19 protein-coding genes are annotated in these 16,970 nt (G+C 56.3%); 10 read left to right on the forward strand and 9 right to left on the reverse strand.

The window, feature by feature from the left end:
* Window positions 1–22: 22 nt before the first annotated feature.
* From comD to AC2FJ5_RS07575, 3 genes are read left to right on the forward strand one after another with little or no spacing between them, the layout of a single operon-like run.
* Entirely contained in the window at window positions 23–529 is a 507-nt protein-coding gene (gene comD, locus AC2FJ5_RS07565) for a sulfopyruvate decarboxylase subunit alpha (RefSeq protein ID WP_142637714.1), read from the forward strand.
* Window positions 526–1,080, forward strand: a complete 555-nt coding sequence (gene comE, locus AC2FJ5_RS07570) for a sulfopyruvate decarboxylase subunit beta (RefSeq protein ID WP_496701293.1) — start codon at window positions 526–528, stop codon at window positions 1,078–1,080. The genes comD and comE overlap by 4 nt, the downstream gene beginning before the upstream one ends.
* Entirely contained in the window at window positions 1,080–2,171 is a 1,092-nt protein-coding gene (locus AC2FJ5_RS07575; protein WP_496792964.1) for an alpha-hydroxy acid oxidase, read from the forward strand. Before comE ends, AC2FJ5_RS07575 begins: the two co-directional genes overlap by 1 nt.
* A gap of 228 nt (window positions 2,172–2,399) precedes the next feature.
* Here the strand turns inward: AC2FJ5_RS07575 and AC2FJ5_RS07580 are convergent, their stop codons facing one another.
* Complete coding sequence (locus AC2FJ5_RS07580; protein ID WP_496701289.1) at window positions 2,400–3,278, reverse strand: LysR substrate-binding domain-containing protein; 879 nt, start codon at window positions 3,276–3,278, stop codon at window positions 2,400–2,402.
* 98 nt (window positions 3,279–3,376) lie between these two features.
* Between AC2FJ5_RS07580 and AC2FJ5_RS07585 the strand changes: the two genes are divergently transcribed.
* Complete coding sequence (locus tag AC2FJ5_RS07585) at window positions 3,377–4,081, forward strand: SDR family oxidoreductase (protein WP_496792966.1); 705 nt, start codon at window positions 3,377–3,379, stop codon at window positions 4,079–4,081.
* A gap of 24 nt (window positions 4,082–4,105) precedes the next feature.
* Here the strand turns inward: AC2FJ5_RS07585 and AC2FJ5_RS07590 are convergent, their stop codons facing one another.
* The 4 genes from AC2FJ5_RS07590 to AC2FJ5_RS07605 are packed head-to-tail and all read right to left on the reverse strand — an operon-like array spanning window position 4,106 to window position 7,889.
* Window positions 4,106–4,894: a heme ABC transporter ATP-binding protein gene (locus AC2FJ5_RS07590; protein ID WP_496792968.1), complete on the reverse strand. Its 789-nt coding sequence runs from the start codon at window positions 4,892–4,894 to the stop codon at window positions 4,106–4,108.
* 3 nt (window positions 4,895–4,897) lie between these two features.
* Complete coding sequence (locus AC2FJ5_RS07595; RefSeq protein ID WP_496692067.1) at window positions 4,898–5,974, reverse strand: FecCD family ABC transporter permease; 1,077 nt, start codon at window positions 5,972–5,974, stop codon at window positions 4,898–4,900.
* Complete coding sequence (locus tag AC2FJ5_RS07600; RefSeq protein WP_496692068.1) at window positions 5,971–6,837, reverse strand: heme/hemin ABC transporter substrate-binding protein; 867 nt, start codon at window positions 6,835–6,837, stop codon at window positions 5,971–5,973. Before AC2FJ5_RS07600 ends, AC2FJ5_RS07595 begins: the two co-directional genes overlap by 4 nt.
* Window positions 6,834–7,889, reverse strand: coding sequence for a hemin-degrading factor (locus AC2FJ5_RS07605; RefSeq protein ID WP_496708903.1), 1,056 nt, complete (start codon window positions 7,887–7,889; stop codon window positions 6,834–6,836). Before AC2FJ5_RS07605 ends, AC2FJ5_RS07600 begins: the two co-directional genes overlap by 4 nt.
* 238 nt (window positions 7,890–8,127) lie before the next feature.
* Here AC2FJ5_RS07605 and AC2FJ5_RS07610 point away from each other — a divergent pair, with 238 nt between their 5' ends.
* The 6 genes from AC2FJ5_RS07610 to AC2FJ5_RS07635 are packed head-to-tail and all read left to right on the forward strand — an operon-like array spanning window position 8,128 to window position 12,869.
* On the forward strand, window positions 8,128–10,158 hold the full coding sequence (locus AC2FJ5_RS07610; RefSeq protein ID WP_496708902.1) for a TonB-dependent receptor domain-containing protein: 2,031 nt from the start codon (window positions 8,128–8,130) through the stop codon (window positions 10,156–10,158).
* Between the two features lie 20 nt (window positions 10,159–10,178).
* Window positions 10,179–10,625 carry a hypothetical protein gene (locus AC2FJ5_RS07615; RefSeq protein ID WP_496792970.1) on the forward strand — a complete coding sequence of 149 codons (447 nt, stop codon included), beginning with the start codon at window positions 10,179–10,181 and terminating at the stop codon, window positions 10,623–10,625.
* Window positions 10,626–10,629: 4 nt separating this feature from the next.
* A complete protein-coding gene (locus AC2FJ5_RS07620; RefSeq protein WP_496792972.1) occupies window positions 10,630–11,298 on the forward strand; it encodes a MotA/TolQ/ExbB proton channel family protein in 669 nt (222 codons plus the stop codon).
* Entirely contained in the window at window positions 11,288–11,659 is a 372-nt protein-coding gene (locus AC2FJ5_RS07625; protein ID WP_496792974.1) for a biopolymer transporter ExbD, read from the forward strand. The genes AC2FJ5_RS07620 and AC2FJ5_RS07625 overlap by 11 nt, the downstream gene beginning before the upstream one ends.
* Window positions 11,659–12,051: an ExbD/TolR family protein gene (locus AC2FJ5_RS07630; RefSeq protein WP_496701276.1), complete on the forward strand. Its 393-nt coding sequence runs from the start codon at window positions 11,659–11,661 to the stop codon at window positions 12,049–12,051. The genes AC2FJ5_RS07625 and AC2FJ5_RS07630 overlap by 1 nt, the downstream gene beginning before the upstream one ends.
* A complete protein-coding gene (locus AC2FJ5_RS07635; RefSeq protein WP_496792976.1) occupies window positions 12,048–12,869 on the forward strand; it encodes an energy transducer TonB in 822 nt (273 codons plus the stop codon). Before AC2FJ5_RS07630 ends, AC2FJ5_RS07635 begins: the two co-directional genes overlap by 4 nt.
* A gap of 66 nt (window positions 12,870–12,935) precedes the next feature.
* Here AC2FJ5_RS07635 and AC2FJ5_RS07640 read toward each other — a convergent pair whose 3' ends face one another.
* The 4 genes from AC2FJ5_RS07640 to AC2FJ5_RS07655 are packed head-to-tail and all read right to left on the reverse strand — an operon-like array spanning window position 12,936 to window position 16,959.
* Window positions 12,936–13,670, reverse strand: a complete 735-nt coding sequence (locus AC2FJ5_RS07640) for an ATP-binding cassette domain-containing protein (protein WP_496692973.1) — start codon at window positions 13,668–13,670, stop codon at window positions 12,936–12,938.
* Window positions 13,667–14,878: an alanine racemase gene (locus AC2FJ5_RS07645; protein ID WP_496701272.1), complete on the reverse strand. Its 1,212-nt coding sequence runs from the start codon at window positions 14,876–14,878 to the stop codon at window positions 13,667–13,669. The genes AC2FJ5_RS07640 and AC2FJ5_RS07645 overlap by 4 nt, the downstream gene beginning before the upstream one ends.
* Window positions 14,879–14,894: 16 nt before the next feature.
* The gene (locus tag AC2FJ5_RS07650; protein ID WP_271949969.1) at window positions 14,895–15,902 is read right to left on the reverse strand and encodes an ABC transporter permease; all 1,008 of its coding nucleotides are present in this window, start codon (window positions 15,900–15,902) and stop codon (window positions 14,895–14,897) included.
* Between the two features lie 7 nt (window positions 15,903–15,909).
* On the reverse strand, window positions 15,910–16,959 hold the full coding sequence (locus AC2FJ5_RS07655) for a substrate-binding domain-containing protein (protein WP_496792978.1): 1,050 nt from the start codon (window positions 16,957–16,959) through the stop codon (window positions 15,910–15,912).
* Window positions 16,960–16,970 lie beyond the last annotated feature (11 nt).

Genomic DNA, 16,970 nt, shown 5'->3' on the forward strand with positions numbered 1-16,970 from the left:
TCAAGAAAGGCTCTTCTGGAACATGAACATAGACAAGAAGATCACCGACGATCTTGTCGCGAATGATATCTCATTCGTGACGACGGTGCCCTGCAAACAGCTTGCGGGCGTTATCGAAGAAATCGACCAACACCCGGATATCTTCCATATTCCGTCGAACAAGGAAGACGAGGGCATGGGCCTATGTGCCGGTGCGTGGATGGGTGGAAAACGCCCTGCGATCATCATGCAGAACACAGCCATTGGGGTGACGATCAACACTCTTGCGACGTTGATCCAGTATTACCGGATGCCTCTGCCGATGTTGATCAGCTACCGCGGAGAGCTCCGCGAACCTGTGGCGTGTCAGGTGGAAATGGCGGTGCATACCAAGGCGCTGCTGGCGCAGATGAATATCCCCACCTACCACTTCCATCACCAGAAGGATGTGGAAGAGCTGGATATGATCCTGAAGTATACCTTTATGTGCAACAAACCCGTGGCAATCCTGACCGATGCCAATTTCTGGGGAGGCTATGGCGACCAATGATCCGTTCTGAAATCCTCAAGGAAATTGCACCTCAACTTCGTGATCAACTAGTGGTCTGCAACATTGGCATCCCCAGCCAAGAACTGCATGCCATCGACGATCAACCAACGAATTTCTACATGCTCGGCACGATGGGCCTCGCTTCGTCAATCGGCTTGGGTCTGGCGCTGGCTCAGCCAAAAACCGTGATCTCTATCGATGGGGACGGGTCGGTGTTGACCAATCTGGGCACCTTGCCAACCATTGGGAACAATATGCCCCCGAATTTCATCCTGATGGTCATCGACAACGGATCATATGGATCAACCGGTGATCAGCCGACCTATACAGGGCGCAAAACCGATCTGGCGGGCATGGCGCGTGCGGCCGGATGTGACAATGTCGTTGAAGTACAGGATGTTGATACCGGCAAAGCACTGCAAGAGGCGATGGACGCACAGGTCGGCACGGTCATGATCGTGAAATGCGACAGCGGAAATGCCAAGATGCCAGTCATTACAATGGACCCGGTGATCATCAAGGATCGCTTTATGAAAGCGGTGGCTGGTTGATGAACCGCGCCGCGCGAATTCATTCCAGTGAGGATGCGCGGCGTTTGGCCAAGGCACGTCTGCCTTGGATGGTGTTTGACTATATCGATGGAGCCGCAGGGTCAGAAACAGGGGCTGCGCGTAACCGCGCTGCTCTGGATGACATTTGCCTTGAACCCCGAATATTGAAAGACGTCAGCAATCGGTCTTTGGACATGCCGCTGTTTGGCAAGATTGCCAAGCGGCCCTTTGGCATTGCGCCGATGGGGATGTGCAACCTGTCCAGACCTGGTGCCGATCTGATGCTAGCGCGGTTGGCCGCACGCGAATCCGTGCCCTTGGGGGTATCGACCGTCGCCTCAACCCCGCTGGAAAAGCTGATCGAGGTCGCCGAGGGGCACGCGTGGTTCCAGCTTTATTTCAGCGGGGACGGAACGGGGTCGTTCAAGCTGGCAAAGCGGGCGCAAGATGCCGGATACGAAACCCTGATCGTCACCGTTGACGTGCCCGAGGTTGGTCGCCGTCCGCGTGAGCTGCGCCATGGTTTTACCATGCCGTTTCGTATCGGCCCACGCCAGTTTCTGGACTTTGCCCTGCACCCGCAATGGTCGCTTATGTCACTTGCCGCAGGTCGTCCGCAGATGGCAAATTTCGAGATGCCGGGCTTTGAATTCGACCGCACCGAAAGCCGCGCGAGGGCGACTTGGACAACATTGAAGGCTCTGCGCGATTTGTGGCAGGGCAATCTGGTAGTAAAAGGCGTGACCAACGCCGAGGATGCGCTGCAGCTGAAATCCGAAGGCGTTGACGCCATTCAAGTGTCAAATCATGGCGCACGGCAACTTGAAAGCGCACCCGCTGCCGTTCACGCGCTGGGCCGGATACGAGACAGCGTTGGTGCGGATTTTCCGCTATTCTACGACAGTGGCTTACGATCTGGCGAAGACGTTCTGAAAGCCCTCGATCAGAGTGCAAATTACGTGTTTTTTGGGCGCGTATTGCAATTTGCCATCGCCGCGGCCGGCGAAGAAGGTTTGCATAGACTGTGGAATATCCTCAGCGAAGAGTTGTCCAGTGCACTTGCTCAGGTTGGTCGGACGAAACTGACCTGAAGCAACTGAACAAATGTGAATGCCGTCGGTAATGCCTCTAACGCACTCGATCCGGATGCCGTTACGAACTATTTTGCCCCGGATGCTGTGTTCGACTACGCCAGCGGCTCGAGGTGTTTGCCCGCAGGTTCGAGAGCACTAAGACCCTGAATTGGGAAGCGTTGGGAAACCTAAGCAGCCCTTCATTTCAGACGCGCATGCGTGCGCTTTGCAGGAATCGAAAGCCGATCACGTTTCTTTCGCCGACCGCGATTTTAGCCAGTTTACGACTTGCATCACCGCGTGTTGGTTTGCGGCCGAACGCTCTATGAGGAGGTAAAAATCGCTACCACCGATGTCTCTTGCCGCACCAACCTCTACCAGGCGTCCTGCCTCAAGATCTCGGGAAACCATGAAACGGCTGACAAGGGCCACACCCTGCCGCGCGATCGCAGCGTCAACTGCAAGCGCTGTCTGGCTTAATCGAAGGCCGCGTTGCGATTTGTCACGAACCCCTAGGTCTGCAAGGTATCGCGGCCAAAGGTCATGCGTGTCATGAATTTTGGGCAGGCGTGCAAGGTCATCTGGTGTTAACGAATTGAATCCGTCGCTGATAAATTCGGGTGCGGCGACGGCAATCACCTCTTGTCTGAAAATAAGCGCCGCCCGAAGCGCGGCGCCAAACGGCGGCGATCCCTGCCGGACGGCAAGGTCGATCCCGTCGCTGTGAAAGCTGGAGACTTTTTCAGTGGCCATGATCCGCAAGTCGATTTCCGGATGGCTCTCAGCAAAGTCCGGCAGATTCGGGATCAACCATCTGGCAGCAAAAGTCGGGGTGACGCTTATTATAACCTTGTCCGGTTCCGGCTTTAGCTCGGCGGTTGCTGATCTAAGGCTCGCAAAGGCAACCGATATACGTGCGTGATAGCTACGGCCAACCGAGGTGAACTCCAATCCTTTGGGCACCCTTTCGAACAATGTGACTTCTAGGTGAGCTTCCAGCAGTCGCACCTGCTGCGCCACCGCCCCTTGTGTTACGCCCAACTCATCGGCAGCGGCGCGGAAACTGAGGCGGCGCCCAGCGACTTCGAAAGCCCGTAAACCGTTGAGGGGAGGAAGATCAGCCATGAGACAATAGTATTTCTACTGTAATGAAACATCAAATCTCAATCGAACGACCCATCGAAACGGGATATTTTCGCAGAATACATAAGGGGAATCGTCAGATGGCAGTAGAAAAAGTAGCTTTGATTACCGCGGGCGGGAGTGGCATGGGGGCTGACGCGGCGCGCCGGCTTGCCAAAGATGGCTTCAAAGTCGGCATCCTCTCTTCTTCGGGTAAAGGCGAAGCACTCGGCGCCGAGCTGGGTGGTTTTGGCGTCACTGGTTCTAACCTCAGTGGTGACGATCTGACTGCTTTGGTCAAGGGCGCGACGGAGCGTTGGGGCCGCGTCGATGTCTTGGTCAATTCCGCCGGTCATGGCCCGAAAGGGCCCGTATTAGAGATCGGTGACGATGACTGGCATCAAGGGATGGAGGTCTATCTGATGAATGTTATCCGCCCAACACGGCTGGTGACACCCTTGATGCAGCAACAGGGCAGGGGGGTGATTATCAACATCTCTACGTTCGCGGCGTTCGAGCCCGATCCGCTGTTTCCAACATCAGGCGTCTTCCGGGCAGGATTGGCCGCCTTTGCCAAACTCTATTCCGATAAATATGCCGCAGAGAATATTCGCATGAATAACATCCTGCCGGGTTTCATCGACAGCCTGCCCGAAACAGAAGACCGCAAAGCCCGGATTCCGATGGGGCGTTACGGTCATGCTGCGGAGGTCTCTTCGCTTGTCTCATGGCTGGCGTCTGAAGGCGGTGGTTATATGACGGGTCAAAACTTGCGCGTTGACGGAGGATTGACCCGCGCTGTCTGAGGCAACGTATCTGTTTGCACAACATCAAGCCTCAATGCATTTGTGCATTGCCTGAGGCAGTACAAAAGGAAGCGGGCCGGTCGGCACAATGCCGATCGGTAGGTTGATGCCGTAAACTTGCTGCATCAGGTCGTCGGTGAGGATATTTGAAGGTGTGCCAGAGCCCCAGACAGTGCCCTGTGACATCACGTAAATACAGTCTGCAAATAACGCGGTGAGGTTCAGATCGTGCATCACCACCACCACACCTCCACCTTGGGCGGCAAATTCGCTTGCGATACCAAGGACCGTAAATTGATGCGCGATATCCAGGCTGGCAACCGGTTCGTCCAGTAAAAGCCAGCTGGGATGATCGGCCCGTTGTGCCTGCCAGACCTGCGTCAAAACACGGGCTAACTGTACGCGCTGCTGCTCACCCCCGGACAGGGTCTGGTAAGACCTCTGCTCGAACCCTGCTAGGTCGACATGTGCCAGGGCGGTAGTGACCGAACCGTCATCTTGTGCGGCCAACCCGTTTGCCAGCCCCAGTCTGACAATCTCGTGCACTTTGAAAGGAAAGGCCACGCTGGTCGATTGTGGCAGCACGCCCCGTTTCGCGGCCAGTTGCCAGGGCTTTAACTCTGAGATGTCGTGGCCGTTCAGGGTGACGGTTCCGGTCGAGGCAATCTCTCCGGCCAATGCCTTTAGTAAGGTCGACTTGCCCGATCCGTTCGGCCCGATGATTGCGGTGACCTGACCGGGATCGGCCTTGAAATTCACGTCGTGCAAGATGTCCTTTCGGCCCAGACTGACGCAGATGTTCTTACCTTGCATGATTTACATTCCCATAATGCCGTGGCGGCGCAGGAGGATCCAAAGAAAGACCGGTGCGCCGAGAATTGCCGTGACGATCCCGATTGGCAGTTCCGCCGGGGCCACCACGACCCGGCTGATCATGTCGGCGCATAGCAGCAGACTGGCACCCAGCAGGGCGGAGTTCATCAAAAGCCTGTGGTGGTCCGGCCCCGTGGCCAGCCGTAGCAAATGGGGGACCACAATTCCGATGAACCCGATGCCGCCGGACACGGCAACAGCGGCCCCGGTGGCCCCGGCAACGGCCAGAATGGCAATGTTCTTGCTGCGCTGAACCGGGATGCCCATGTGATGGGCCACCGCCTCTCCCATCGCCAGACCGTTAAGCGCGCGAGCCAGAAATTGTGTGCTTGCAAGGGCAACCAAAATGATAGGCGCAGCCGAGGCGATTTTGGTCCAGGTTGCCCCAGCTAACGATCCCATTCCCCAGAACGTCAGGTCGCGTAATTGCTGATCATCGGCCATGTAGACCAGAACACCCGATGCAGCGCCGGATAAGGCACCTAATGCAATGCCGGCCAGTAGCATAGTTGCGACCGATGTCCGCCCTCCGCTGGTCGAGACACGGTATAGGATCAGAACAGACGCCCAGCCACCAAGAAAAGCAGCAATGGCCACTAACCCGTTTCCGGTCCAGACCAAAACCGACACTGGCACGTGGCTGCCAAGCATGATGGCTGAAATTGCGCCCAGACCTGCGCCCGCGCTGACGCCGACAATTCCGGGGTCCGCCAACGGGTTTCGGAAAAGCCCTTGCATGACCACCCCTGAAACAGCCAGTGCGGCACCGACCAGAATCCCCATGGCAAGCCGGGGCAAGCGTATGTCCCAAAGGACAATCCGATTCAGGTCAGACAGGGACCGCCCATTGATTAGGTCGATCACCGCCATGTTTAACGACGCATCCGAAGCACCGACTGAAATGCTTGCGGCGCTGGTCAGGCCAAGCAATACTAGTAAGGCCAAAGTAACCCGCCGTGCGGTTGCTCGCCGATTGTACCCAGGTGCCTCGGCGCTCATATGATCCAACGTCAGCGTCATGAGCCACCTTCATCCTGCAGGGCTGCTGACAGATCAGAAATGGCACTGGCGGTTCTAGGGCCAAACCCAAGAAGATATGCACCCTGCATGCGGATCAGCATCTTGTTCTGGCCCGCCGGGGTCAGCTTGACTGCGGGCAGTGAAAAGAGCGCGGCATCCTCGGTATTATTATCACCCCGCCGATCCATCATAAGGATGACATCAGGCGCAGCCGACACCAGCGCTTCGGGCGTCATTGGCTTGTAACCTGACACTTTGGCGGCGGCATTTACACCGCCAGCCAATCGAATGATGCTGTCTGCTTGGGTATCCACACCTCCCACTGTGATCCGGTTATCCTGCACCGACAGAACAAACAGAACCCGTTTCGGGTTGGATCCTGCGGCACTACTAGCCGCCAATTCCGCCTGATTGATCTGGCGTATGGTTTGCGCTGCCAATCCCTCGGCAGCAACGTCAGCTCCCAGCACGGCCCCAACGGTTTGGATTTTTTCGACCACGCCTTCCAGAGAGAACCCATCCTTGATCGTGACGTATTGCACGCCCGCTTCCTGCAGAACCGCAATCGCCTCTGGTGGTCCTGAACCTTCAAGCGCCAGGACCAAGTCTGGTTCTACCGACAAAACGCCTTCGGGCGACAGCGCGCGTCGGTATCCGATATCGGGCAGGTTCATCGCTTCTGTCGGGTAGGTTGATGTTCGGTCGCGACCAACAAGCCTGTCTTGCTGACCCAGAGCGTAGACGATTTCAGTGATGGAACTGCCGATCGCGATGATCCGCTTTGGTTCGTCGTCCGCAGCCTGCGCGACCTGTGTACTTAGCAGCATAGCCAAGGCAGGCCAGATCACTCGCATCCTGTTCATGTCAGCGCGGCCTCGGGTTGGGGTTCAAGTGCGGCAACTAACTCATTCCAGATTGGGCGATGGTCGGTATCGCCGGTGCGCTGACCAAATATCTGGAAGATCAGCCCACCTTCTGCATCGAACGCCTCGACCGAGACGGCGGGGCCGCGCTGAGTCGGTTTGGTGACAGCCCAGACCTCTGCAATATGGTCCGTCCTCAGATGCAGATTGAAACGCGGGTCAAGCACATTGAACCAGGGTCCCATCTGCTTGATCGTTCCGATAAGGCCACCGTGAATTTCGATACATCCACGATTGCCAACAAAGATCATCACCTCAATTTCCTTGTCGCACACCTGTTCGAACATTGGTGATATTACCGACGGCGTCAGTTCCCTGACAAGCGGTTGGCCGGCGATGCGATAGGCCCCCAATCGGTTCATCTTGAGCTTTGAGGTCAAGCGCATGAACTGGTGGGTGTCCGTCATCTTGGCCCATTCCGCACGTAGGATTTCCGTCTTTTCGGGGTTGGCCTTGGGCGCTTCGGTCGGTCGGCGCGGTTCTAAATCAAGAGTTTGCGATTGGTCCTCAGACGCAAGGGCGCTGACAAGCTTATCCCAATGGTCCAGATCCGATCCTTCGCGCAGGAATATCTTGTGCACCGCATCGCCTGCGGCATCAAAGACCTGAAGCGAGCGTTTCACACCGCTGTCGGTTTTGCGTTCGATCGCAAAGGCATGGACCCAGTGGCTGGGAAACATGCGCAAATCAATCTCATCCGTCAGAACCATCGAGGCATGCGCGCCCGAATGGTAATTGTCGTATTGTCCGACCTTTTCGATCACGCAGGAGATATTGCGCGTCAACGCCATGACCTCTCCCAACCCGTTGAGCATTGGGAAAATGTCATCAAGGCTAGCCGACAGCCGCGTTACGTCCAGCCCAGCGAAGGCTGCAACCAGCTGCCCTTCGGTCAATCCAAGCGATTCTGCCAGATCGCGGTCACGCTTACCGCTGTTTTGCGCATAGGCTGCGCGAATTTGATCGGGGGTGTTAGGCACCTGTTCCGTCATGGGGTTTCCCATCTTACGAGTTGATTTTCGGAGGTGCTGGCCCGGCTGCCGATTTCCTCGGCTGCCCGCTGGCAAGAGCCGTCAGAACGACTGCGATTTATTGTTGACTGTTTTAGTAACCTTTATTAACGAGCACAAGTCGCCAAAATCGGCGAGTCTAAAAAACAATAAAACAGACTGACCAAAGCCAGCATGGCGCAAGCATTTCAGGTCCTCCTACTGTTTCGAAGGGACAGAGATGCGTGTGCAAATACGGAAGATAGCTTTGCTGGGAACGGCTTCGTGCCTCAGCATGATTGCGGCTGGCGCTATGGCGCAAGAACAAGACGATGGTTTCCTGGGCACCCTGATACTTGGGGAAAGCAAACGAGAGATTCAGACAGACACTGCCGTGCCGGTCACAAATATTGATCAGGAAGAGATCAACGACCGGCAGGCCAATACGGTTGCAGAGCTGATCGACTCGGTTCCGGGGGTAAGCCTGGTGAACGGCTCGACCCCTCAGGGATCGGGCATCAATATTCGCGGCTATGGTGCAAACGGCACGTTCGGAACCGACCAGAAGGTACTGATCCTGGTCGATGGCGCCACAACGGGCGCGGAAGAGCTGTATCGGATCGGCAACCAGCTTTTTACTGACCCCCAGCTTTACAAAAGCGTCTCGGTCATTCGGGGCACTGTCGGTTCATTCGAATATGGGTCCGGGGTTGTTGGTGGTGTCGTTCAGCTGGAAACCAAGGGCGCGTCAGATTTCACCGGTGGAGAGCCGGGTTTCCGTTTCCGTCAAACCTTTGAAGGGTATTCCAACGGTAACGGATTTGCCTCGTCCTCTATCCTGGCTTGGCAGCCGAATACCCAAACGGAATTTCTGTTCAACTACGCCTATCGGGATCAGGACGATCAGGAGGATGGAAACGGCAATACGATCGGCAACAGCGCGTTCACGCTGCCGTCGCTTCTGGCTAAGGGCAAATACAGCTTCGGCAACGATCTCGAACATTCGTTCACCGCATCCTACAACCAGTCCACATCTGAAGAGCGCGACGTCCCTTATGACTCGTTTGGCACCACGTCGGATGCCTTTGGTAATGTAGACCGTGATATCGAAACAAAGATCGGTATCCTGCGGTATCAATATCAACCCGTTGGAAATGATCTGGTCGATCTGGATGTGAACCTCAGCTATTCTGAGCAGGCGATCGAAAGCAGCTATGTTTCCGGGTCTTCCAGCCTTGAGGGCACGCCATTCTTCCCTGGAATTCAGGCTCTGGCTGATGCCACGCATAACTATGAAACGACAAAGCTGACGATCAAGAACACGTCGTATTTCCAGACCGGCATCGCCTCGCATGATCTGCGGGCAGGGATTGAATTCATCAACCGCGAACGGTTGGACGCGGCATCGGCGCCGGGTGGAACCGACCGTCGATTTGCCCTGTTTGCTGTGGACGATGTGCAGATCGGTGACAATCTGACGATTACCCCCGCGGTGCGATATGAGACGCAGGACATCGACGGTGATGATGACGCCGCGGCCCCGTTCAACGAAAGCTATGACAACAACGCGCTTATGGGCGGGTTGTCGGCGCGGTACGCGTTCAACAGCGGTTTCGCGATCTTTGGTGGTGCGGCCTACACGGAAAGCCTGCCGATCATCGATGATCTGGGCACGCCGCTTTACATGACGCAACCCGAGAGATCCCGCACGTGGGAAGCTGGTTTTTCCTATGATCGCGGTGACGTGTTTGCCGAGGGCGACGTGATCCGCGCCAAGGTCAATTTCTATCAAACGACCCTGTGGGATATCACCTCCTACGTCTCTGGCACCCCGTCTCAACCCCTGTCCGAAGTGGAAACAAAAGGCGCCGAGATCGAAGCCTCTTATGCCAATGCGGGTGGGTTCTACGTCGATTTCAACTCGAACATCGTGACGGGTACGGAAACCAGCGCCACCGGCGATGACTCGCGTTGGCGGAATGAGCCGTCGGATTCCGCGCGCCTGACATTGGGCAAGCGGTTCGGTCAGACGTTGGACGTCAGCTGGGAAATCTTCGGTGCCCGGGCCGGAACGGACTCGAGCGGGGACGCGACCGCGGGATACGGAGTAAACTCTCTGCGTGCGACCTACATGCCGCAAGAGGGTGTGTTTGAAGGCTTTGAGCTGCGCGCCGGTATCGAGAACATCCTTGATAAGGACTACCGCCCGAACCTGTCGACCCGCAATTCGACGGGCCGGACCTTCAAGCTCGGCCTGGCCAAAACCTTCTGATCCCAAGGAAAGGACCCGTTATGCGAAGTGCGGCAGCAAACAAAGCCAGCGCTGTCCTGTCGACCCTGCTCTCAGTCTTGGGGGCAGGGATCGCCAGCGCAGAAGAGGTGCCCAAGACTGGCGGCGTATCAATCGAACTCAGCTCTGCCGAAGCAAGGGGGCAAAACTGTCTGCTCAGCTTTGTCGCCGAAAATATGCATGAGGTCGACATCAACGGTGCGGTCTATGAAACCGTCCTGTTTGGCAAAAACGGTGCGGTCGCGTTAATTACCCTGCTGGATTTCGAAGAACTGCCCGCAGGCCGCCCACGGGTCAGGCAGTTTCAATTCACCGACATGGCCTGTGACCAGATCAGCCGGATTCTGTTCAACGGCGTGCAGGAATGCATGACCCAGAGCGGTAACAAAGATGCCTGCATGAATGGCCTCAGTCTAAAAAGCCGCCTTGAAACTGAGATGATTGGATAAAGCTATGTCCGAAATGCTGCAAAAACTGATGGAAATCATGCAATTAGGGGGCCCGGTGGTGGCGATCCTGATTGCAGCCTCAATCGCGACCCTCGCCTTGGTCTTTTACAAAATCTGGCAATACAAAGCGGCGGGAGTCGGCCGTCACGTCGAATTGTCAAGGGCGATCGACGCATGGGACCGAGAAGACCCCACGGCCGCCAGAATATACCTGAACAAAAGCCGTAGTTACCTGGCGCCGGTGATCGCAATGGCATTGTCCGGGAATGATCGCACCTTGTCCGAACGGGTCGATGCCGAGGCTGAGACGCGATTTGCAAAACTGGAACAGGGTCTCAACGTGCTGGATATCGTCTCGCAACTTGCGCCCCTGCTTGGATTGTTCGGCACAGTGCTGGGCATGATCGAAGCCTTCCAGACCCTGCAGGGGGCAGGCAACGCTGTTGATCCCTCGCTGCTGGCCGGAGGGATCTGGGTCGCACTGATGACAACGGCGGCGGGGCTGGCTGTGGCCATGCCGACGTCACTGATCCTGACCTGGTTTGAGGCCCGCGTGAACCGAGAACGCGTCTTTACCAACCGTGCGCTCAGAACAATATTTGCCCCCGGCCATGCCGAGGAGACCGAGCAAACGGCAGGGGCGTCAATTACGGCGCTGGTACATGGCGCTTAATGTGCAAAGAAAGCGGCGCAAACGCCTGTCAATGACGTCGCTTATAGATGTCATCTTTTTGCTGCTGTTGTTTTTCATGCTGACATCCACATTCTCAAAATTTTCCGAGATTCAGTTTTCGACGGCCTCCGTCGGCGGCGCGGAGCCAGACCAAGCCATCCGGTTTATTAAACTGGATGCAGACCGAATTCTGGTCGATGGTGCGCCTGTACCATTGGCGCAGGTCGCCCCAATGCTGCTCGACGCCAATTCCCAAATCGCGCTCATCAGCCTCGGACCAAAAGCAACCTCTCAGCAGCTGATTGATCTGCTCATCGTGCTGGCACCTGTCGAAAACTTGCGCACTCAGGTTTTGGGCTGATGCAGTTGAAATCGAAGCCCAGACAAAGCCGAGAGCCAACCATCGCGCTGATCAATGTCGTGTTCCTGATGCTTATATTCTTCATGATCGCAGGCACCCTTACGCCGCCGCTCAACGGATCGGTTCAGCTTGTCGAAACGATGGATCTGGAGGGACGCGAGCCGCCTGATGCATTGGTTATCCGTGCGGATGGCACACTTGAATATCGCGGGGCAGAGCTGACCAATGCTGCGGCCTATGTAGAGCGGGCGGCTGTTGATCTGCCCTTTGATGCGGTTCGGATCGTGCCGGATCGATCCTTGCCTGCGGTTGCGCTCAAACAGATCAGCGATGACTTGCGCGGGTTGGGTGCAAGTCAGGTTTATGTCGTGACCGAAAGGGGATTACGGTGATAACCAAATCCCGCGCGGTGGTTCTGATTTCTGTCGCATTGGCCGTAGCGACACATGGCCTTGCGCTTTTGGATTATTCGACCGCCGAACAGGTGCAGGTCGAAGGTGGCGGAGAGGAGAGGGCCGCCGCGCTGGGATCTGTATTCAAGGACTTCGTCGCCGGAACAAATGCACCAGCACCGGCCAGCACGCGCAAGAAACCGGCAGCACCTCATCGGTTGCAACCCAAGGCCCGCCCTGTCAAGCAGCAGCGCACAACGTCGCCGCAAACTCTCAGCCCGGTTGTGAGCAGCGCTACGGCCGCGACCGCTGTTGCGCCAAGCCCTCTCAGGCCTCAGGACGCTGAAACAACGAACAGACAGGGTGATGCTGCTTCGGTGTTGCCGACCGAGGATGCCAAGCCGCCGGAACCGAAGAAACAGGTAAGCAATCAAACTGCCACCGCGCATGGCAACGCGAAACAATCGGGGAAGAAAGGTGACGCCACCGGGAAAACCACGAAAGGCGCGGCAAATGTTGCTACATCCACGTCAGCGCTGACCGCATCCGGCAATGCTGACGCCAGCAACTATGCCGGACAGATTAAACGCAAGATTATCCGCGCCCGGAGAAAGAGCGCCAATATTCGAGGTGCCGCGTTGGTGGCCTTTCGAATAGCTGAGAACGGGACATTGCAGACGGTTGGAATAGTACGCAGTTCGGGATCAAAGCGGTTGGATCAGATCGCCCTTGCCCAGGTGAAAGCGGCTGCACCCTTCCCGCCACCTCCGGCAGGGGTGAGACGAGATTATTCTTTCGAAATCATCGGGCAGCGATAGGTGTCATATCCGATCGAGCCAAAGGGCCCCTTTATAAAGATGGGGACACGGCTGCGCTTTGCGCCATCAACTATGAACACCGGTGATCATGGCGACAATTTCGTTCTTGTCGGTCTCGGCAGTTGTTCTGACACCTATCTGTTCACCCCGGCGTAAAACGCAGATGCGGTCGGCAAGACGAAAAACCTGATCCAGGGAATGGCTGATGATCAAGATTGCCAGATTGCGATCCTTAAGTGACGCGACGAGGTCCTCAACCTTTGCAGTCTCTGCAACGCCAAGTGCTGCAGTGGGTTCATCCAGAAGGATCAATTTGCTGGCCCAATGGGTTGCTCGCGCGATAGCAATGCCCTGTCTTTGGCCTCCGCTCAAATCACGTATGGCTGCGCGCTCAGAGGGGATGCGCACGTCAAGCTGATCAACAAGGCTTTGGGTTTCGGCACGCATGCGTGCTTTATCCAGCAGTCCAAAGGGTTTGCGCGTCAGTTCGCGGCCCAGAAACATGTTCATATAAACCGGCTGTTCGTCAGCCAATGCGAGGTCCTGATAGACCACCTCAATACCATGTGATCGAGCCGCGCTTGCATCCGAAAAACCGACTTCTTCGCCGTCAAGCGCGATCTCGCCGCTGGTTGGTCGATGCACGCCAGAGATGATCTTGACGAGCGTGGATTTACCCGCGCCATTATCACCGACCAGAGCCACGATTTCACCGGGGTAGAGGTCCAGTGAAAAATTCTGGATCGCGACCACTCCGCCAAAAGATTTGTGGATTTGCTTGAGGGAAAGAACCGGAGTCATTGCGCAAATGCTCCCGGCCAGCTGACGTGGTCGCCAAAGCCGTTTTCGATTGAGGTAAGCTCTGGCATTCCGCTGTCTACGCCTTTTATCCCGGCAACCAAAGCGCGGGTCACAAAGGCCTGCCCACGGAAACCGAAGACAACCGTGTCGCCTGGTGCGGGGTTTTGATCACTGTCGCTGTCGATCATGGCGTAGTAATCTATTGCGGAATAATCAGGAATTTCGACATTTCGCAGGGCTGACCGGCTGATTGTCGGGCTGCTGCTGACCAGCGCCCGAACCTGGTATTTCGGGAAAACCGGATCGATATAGAGCCCGCCGCCAAAGCAATAGGCTTTCCCGCCGTGATGGTGCGAGACCTCGGAAAGGTAAAGTACGGCGGGATCCTCAGGAAGGTCTTCTACCGCATGGAGAGGCGTCGTGCCATGTAGGCCATTGCCCGGTTCAACCTGCGTGGCCCCGGCTTCGGCTAATGCCGGAAGAACAGCTGAAGATGTCGTTCCGGGGGCATTGATTTCGACCTCCGTACGCCCAGCACGCGCCAGAGCTTCTGCAGCCATGTTGAGCGTGTGGAGGTTTGGGGTCGGCACAACCTTGCGGTCATCCTGGTCGAAAAGCAGGGCGGGAAAGGTCGTAATGCCTGCAAAGCGCCCGCCCTGCAGCGCATCCAAACGGTCAGCCACTGCCAGGATATCATTCGCGTCAAATCCCCCCTCGTGGCCACGATAAAACGTATCCCCTTCAGTCTGGATGCGCGCCATCAGTGCCTGTTCTCTCTCGGCCCGAGCAGAGGCGTCTGCCGCCTCTTTTGCCTTGTTGTCCGAGAATACCGTCCAATAGTCCGGGCGTAGTTTGGCTGCGGCGAAGAGAGCTTCTTGGCGGGGCACCTGTACAAGGTGACCCAAATGACCTGTCCTTAAGCCAGCGCGGTCACATGCCAAGGCGCAGGCCATATCCACGGCGACGGACCGGCTGATGCCACCGCGCATGACCGCCTGACAAAAGCCGGAATGGCGGCCCACCTGTTTGGTCATGGCAAAAGTTGCAAGGCCATGCCCACGGGCCACATCAGAGAAAAGGCGCGCGTTGCGTTCGACGGCATCCAAGTCAAGCACATAGGCGTTTGCGGGGATCTTCCCTTGTTGATGCAAGGCCATGGCGGCCTCGATGAACTTGGGGTTGCGGCGTATGAGAAGATCAAGAAACATTGGGTTGCTCCGGTGTCTATCGGCGGATTTCGCGGAGTGAAATTGCTACGGCGATCAGTATGATCAGCCCGCGTACGATCATCTGGTCCGAGACCTGCAGCCCCATCAGGATCAGCCCGTTATTCAGCATTCCCATCATGAGCGAGCCCAAAAGCGCACCTATTATGGATCCCTTGCCGCCATTAAGCGCAGTGCCACCTACGATGACAGCGGCAATGACTGTCATCAGATCGCTTTCGCCCATTGTATATTTGGCGGCTTGAATACGCCCGGCATAGAGCAAACCAGCCAGCCCAGCGGTTGCGCCGCACAAGGTCAGAACCATCAGCCGGATACGGGGAACCCTGATGCCAGAGACTTGGGCTGCGCGGGCATTGTCCCCAACGGCCAGAACGTGTGCGCCAAAACGTGTGTGCCGGTAGATGACATGGCCAATCAGCACTGCAATCACGGTCCAGATAACAAGTGAAGGTACACCAAACAGCTTGCCCGAGCCGAAGACCCCGGTGAAAGTCCCGTTAACGACAGGAATGGATCGCAGATCGGTCATCGAACGCGCAATTCCGGCAAATAACCCCATGGTGGCCAAGGTCACCAGAAATGATGGCAACCGCAGATAGGCCACCAAAGCACCATTGAACGCGCCGATCAGAATGCCTGCGCCAAGCCCCGCTGCGACACCCAGGATCATTGGGCCGTTCTGCATCGCAACAGCTGCCGAGAGGGCTGCAACTGCAACGACAGAGCCAAAACTCAGGTCGATCTCTCCGGCTGACAGGGCAAAGACCAATCCGATGGCCATGATCGTGGCTGGGGCTGTCTGAAGGACGATATTTGTCAGATTCCGACTGGTCAGAAACCCGTCATCGTAGAGAGTGATCCCAAAAAACAGAAAGATCGCAAGAAAGCCGAAATAAATGACGCAGCGCTGTAGATCCAAGTCGCGCATACGTTGAAAAGCCTGTTCCATGGATGCCTCTGGGAATATCCGGTTGCGGCAGGTCGCCAGAGGCGACCTGCCCATCAGGTCTCTACTTCGATGTCAGACTGGCTGGTGCATCAATATTCAGCGAGTTTTGCCATCCATCGGCAACGTTGTCCGCTGTCACTGTCAATGCAGGGGCTACAACAAAGGATGGTACGTCCTCGCCCAGCAGGTCGAGCACGGCACTGGCGGCCATTGCACGCCCCAGTTCATAGGCTTCATCGGCAACAATCGCCGCGACATTCCCACCCTGAACCATATCAAGGGCAATCGGCTCTGACAGATCCAATGTCACGATCTTGGTCGAGGTGTTTCCGTTCGTCCGCAGCGCTGCAAGAATACCCTCTGCCGGACCAGCCCAGGTTACGTAGATTCCACCCAGGTCTGGGTTTTTCAGCAGCATAGCATTGGCAATCTCTTCGGCGCGCGCAGGATCAGAAATGCCTTGTTCTGCAACGATTGTGATGTTCGGATAGTCGTTCTCAATCGTGGTCTTGAAAGCGTTGTCGCGCTGATTGGTCACATAATAATCTGCGTCGTGGTAAATCCATCCAACTGTTCCTTCATTGCCCATGGCAGCCGCAAGCGCATCCGCCGCTTGTTTGCCCATCTGAAACAGATCATCCGTCACGATTGCCGCATAATCGTCCGGGTGCTTGTAGCCGGCCGGCAGGTTCGAGAGGAAACTTAGGGCAACTCCGGCCTCTTTTGCCTCTGCAAATGCTGCGGCAGAGGTCACCGGGTCCAGAGGAAGCGACAGAATGATATTGGGCGATTTGGCCATGACCGTCTCGATATCGCTACGTTGTTTTGCAGCATCAAATCCTGCGCTTGTCACGGCAACGACCTCGATCCCCAGACGCGCAAATTCATCGCTGGCACCTGCTGTTACCGCATTCACAAAGTCGGATTGGTCATGCCACAGCAAAGCAGCTGAATATCCAGCCTCTTTCACCTTTTCGACATCATCATCAGCGACAACAACCATTGATGAAGGGGTGGCACTTTCCCCCGCTGGACCGATGGTTTCGGCGTATAAGCTGCTCGCTAGCGCGAACATCGCGGTAGCGGCAAATGTGCTTCTAACAAGTGACATGTTTGTCCTCC

Source organism: Ruegeria sp. CDSA221 (assembly GCF_059611825.1).

What these genes read in the sequence shown, in the direction of transcription:
- AC2FJ5_RS07600 (WP_496692068.1), bottom strand. Translation starts at nt 6,837, where the DNA reads ATGAACAGGATGCGAGTGATCTGGCCTGCCTTGGCTATGCTGCTAAGT.
- AC2FJ5_RS07575 (WP_496792964.1), top strand. Translation starts at nt 1,080, where the DNA reads ATGAACCGCGCCGCGCGAATTCATTCCAGTGAGGATGCGCGGCGTTTG.
- AC2FJ5_RS07580 (WP_496701289.1), bottom strand. Translation starts at nt 3,278, where the DNA reads ATGGCTGATCTTCCTCCCCTCAACGGTTTACGGGCTTTCGAAGTCGCT.
- AC2FJ5_RS07615 (WP_496792970.1), top strand. Translation starts at nt 10,179, where the DNA reads ATGCGAAGTGCGGCAGCAAACAAAGCCAGCGCTGTCCTGTCGACCCTG.
- AC2FJ5_RS07645 (WP_496701272.1), bottom strand. Translation starts at nt 14,878, where the DNA reads ATGTTTCTTGATCTTCTCATACGCCGCAACCCCAAGTTCATCGAGGCC.
- AC2FJ5_RS07650 (WP_271949969.1), bottom strand. Translation starts at nt 15,902, where the DNA reads ATGGGCAGGTCGCCTCTGGCGACCTGCCGCAACCGGATATTCCCAGAG.
- AC2FJ5_RS07595 (WP_496692067.1), bottom strand. Translation starts at nt 5,974, where the DNA reads ATGACGCTGACGTTGGATCATATGAGCGCCGAGGCACCTGGGTACAAT.
- AC2FJ5_RS07605 (WP_496708903.1), bottom strand. Translation starts at nt 7,889, where the DNA reads ATGACGGAACAGGTGCCTAACACCCCCGATCAAATTCGCGCAGCCTAT.
- AC2FJ5_RS07620 (WP_496792972.1), top strand. Translation starts at nt 10,630, where the DNA reads ATGTCCGAAATGCTGCAAAAACTGATGGAAATCATGCAATTAGGGGGC.
- AC2FJ5_RS07590 (WP_496792968.1), bottom strand. Translation starts at nt 4,894, where the DNA reads ATGCAAGGTAAGAACATCTGCGTCAGTCTGGGCCGAAAGGACATCTTG.
- AC2FJ5_RS07630 (WP_496701276.1), top strand. Translation starts at nt 11,659, where the DNA reads ATGCAGTTGAAATCGAAGCCCAGACAAAGCCGAGAGCCAACCATCGCG.
- AC2FJ5_RS07655 (WP_496792978.1), bottom strand. Translation starts at nt 16,959, where the DNA reads ATGTCACTTGTTAGAAGCACATTTGCCGCTACCGCGATGTTCGCGCTA.
- AC2FJ5_RS07640 (WP_496692973.1), bottom strand. Translation starts at nt 13,670, where the DNA reads ATGACTCCGGTTCTTTCCCTCAAGCAAATCCACAAATCTTTTGGCGGA.
- AC2FJ5_RS07625 (WP_496792974.1), top strand. Translation starts at nt 11,288, where the DNA reads ATGGCGCTTAATGTGCAAAGAAAGCGGCGCAAACGCCTGTCAATGACG.
- AC2FJ5_RS07585 (WP_496792966.1), top strand. Translation starts at nt 3,377, where the DNA reads ATGGCAGTAGAAAAAGTAGCTTTGATTACCGCGGGCGGGAGTGGCATG.
- AC2FJ5_RS07610 (WP_496708902.1), top strand. Translation starts at nt 8,128, where the DNA reads ATGCGTGTGCAAATACGGAAGATAGCTTTGCTGGGAACGGCTTCGTGC.
- comD (WP_142637714.1), top strand. Translation starts at nt 23, where the DNA reads ATGAACATAGACAAGAAGATCACCGACGATCTTGTCGCGAATGATATC.
- comE (WP_496701293.1), top strand. Translation starts at nt 526, where the DNA reads ATGATCCGTTCTGAAATCCTCAAGGAAATTGCACCTCAACTTCGTGAT.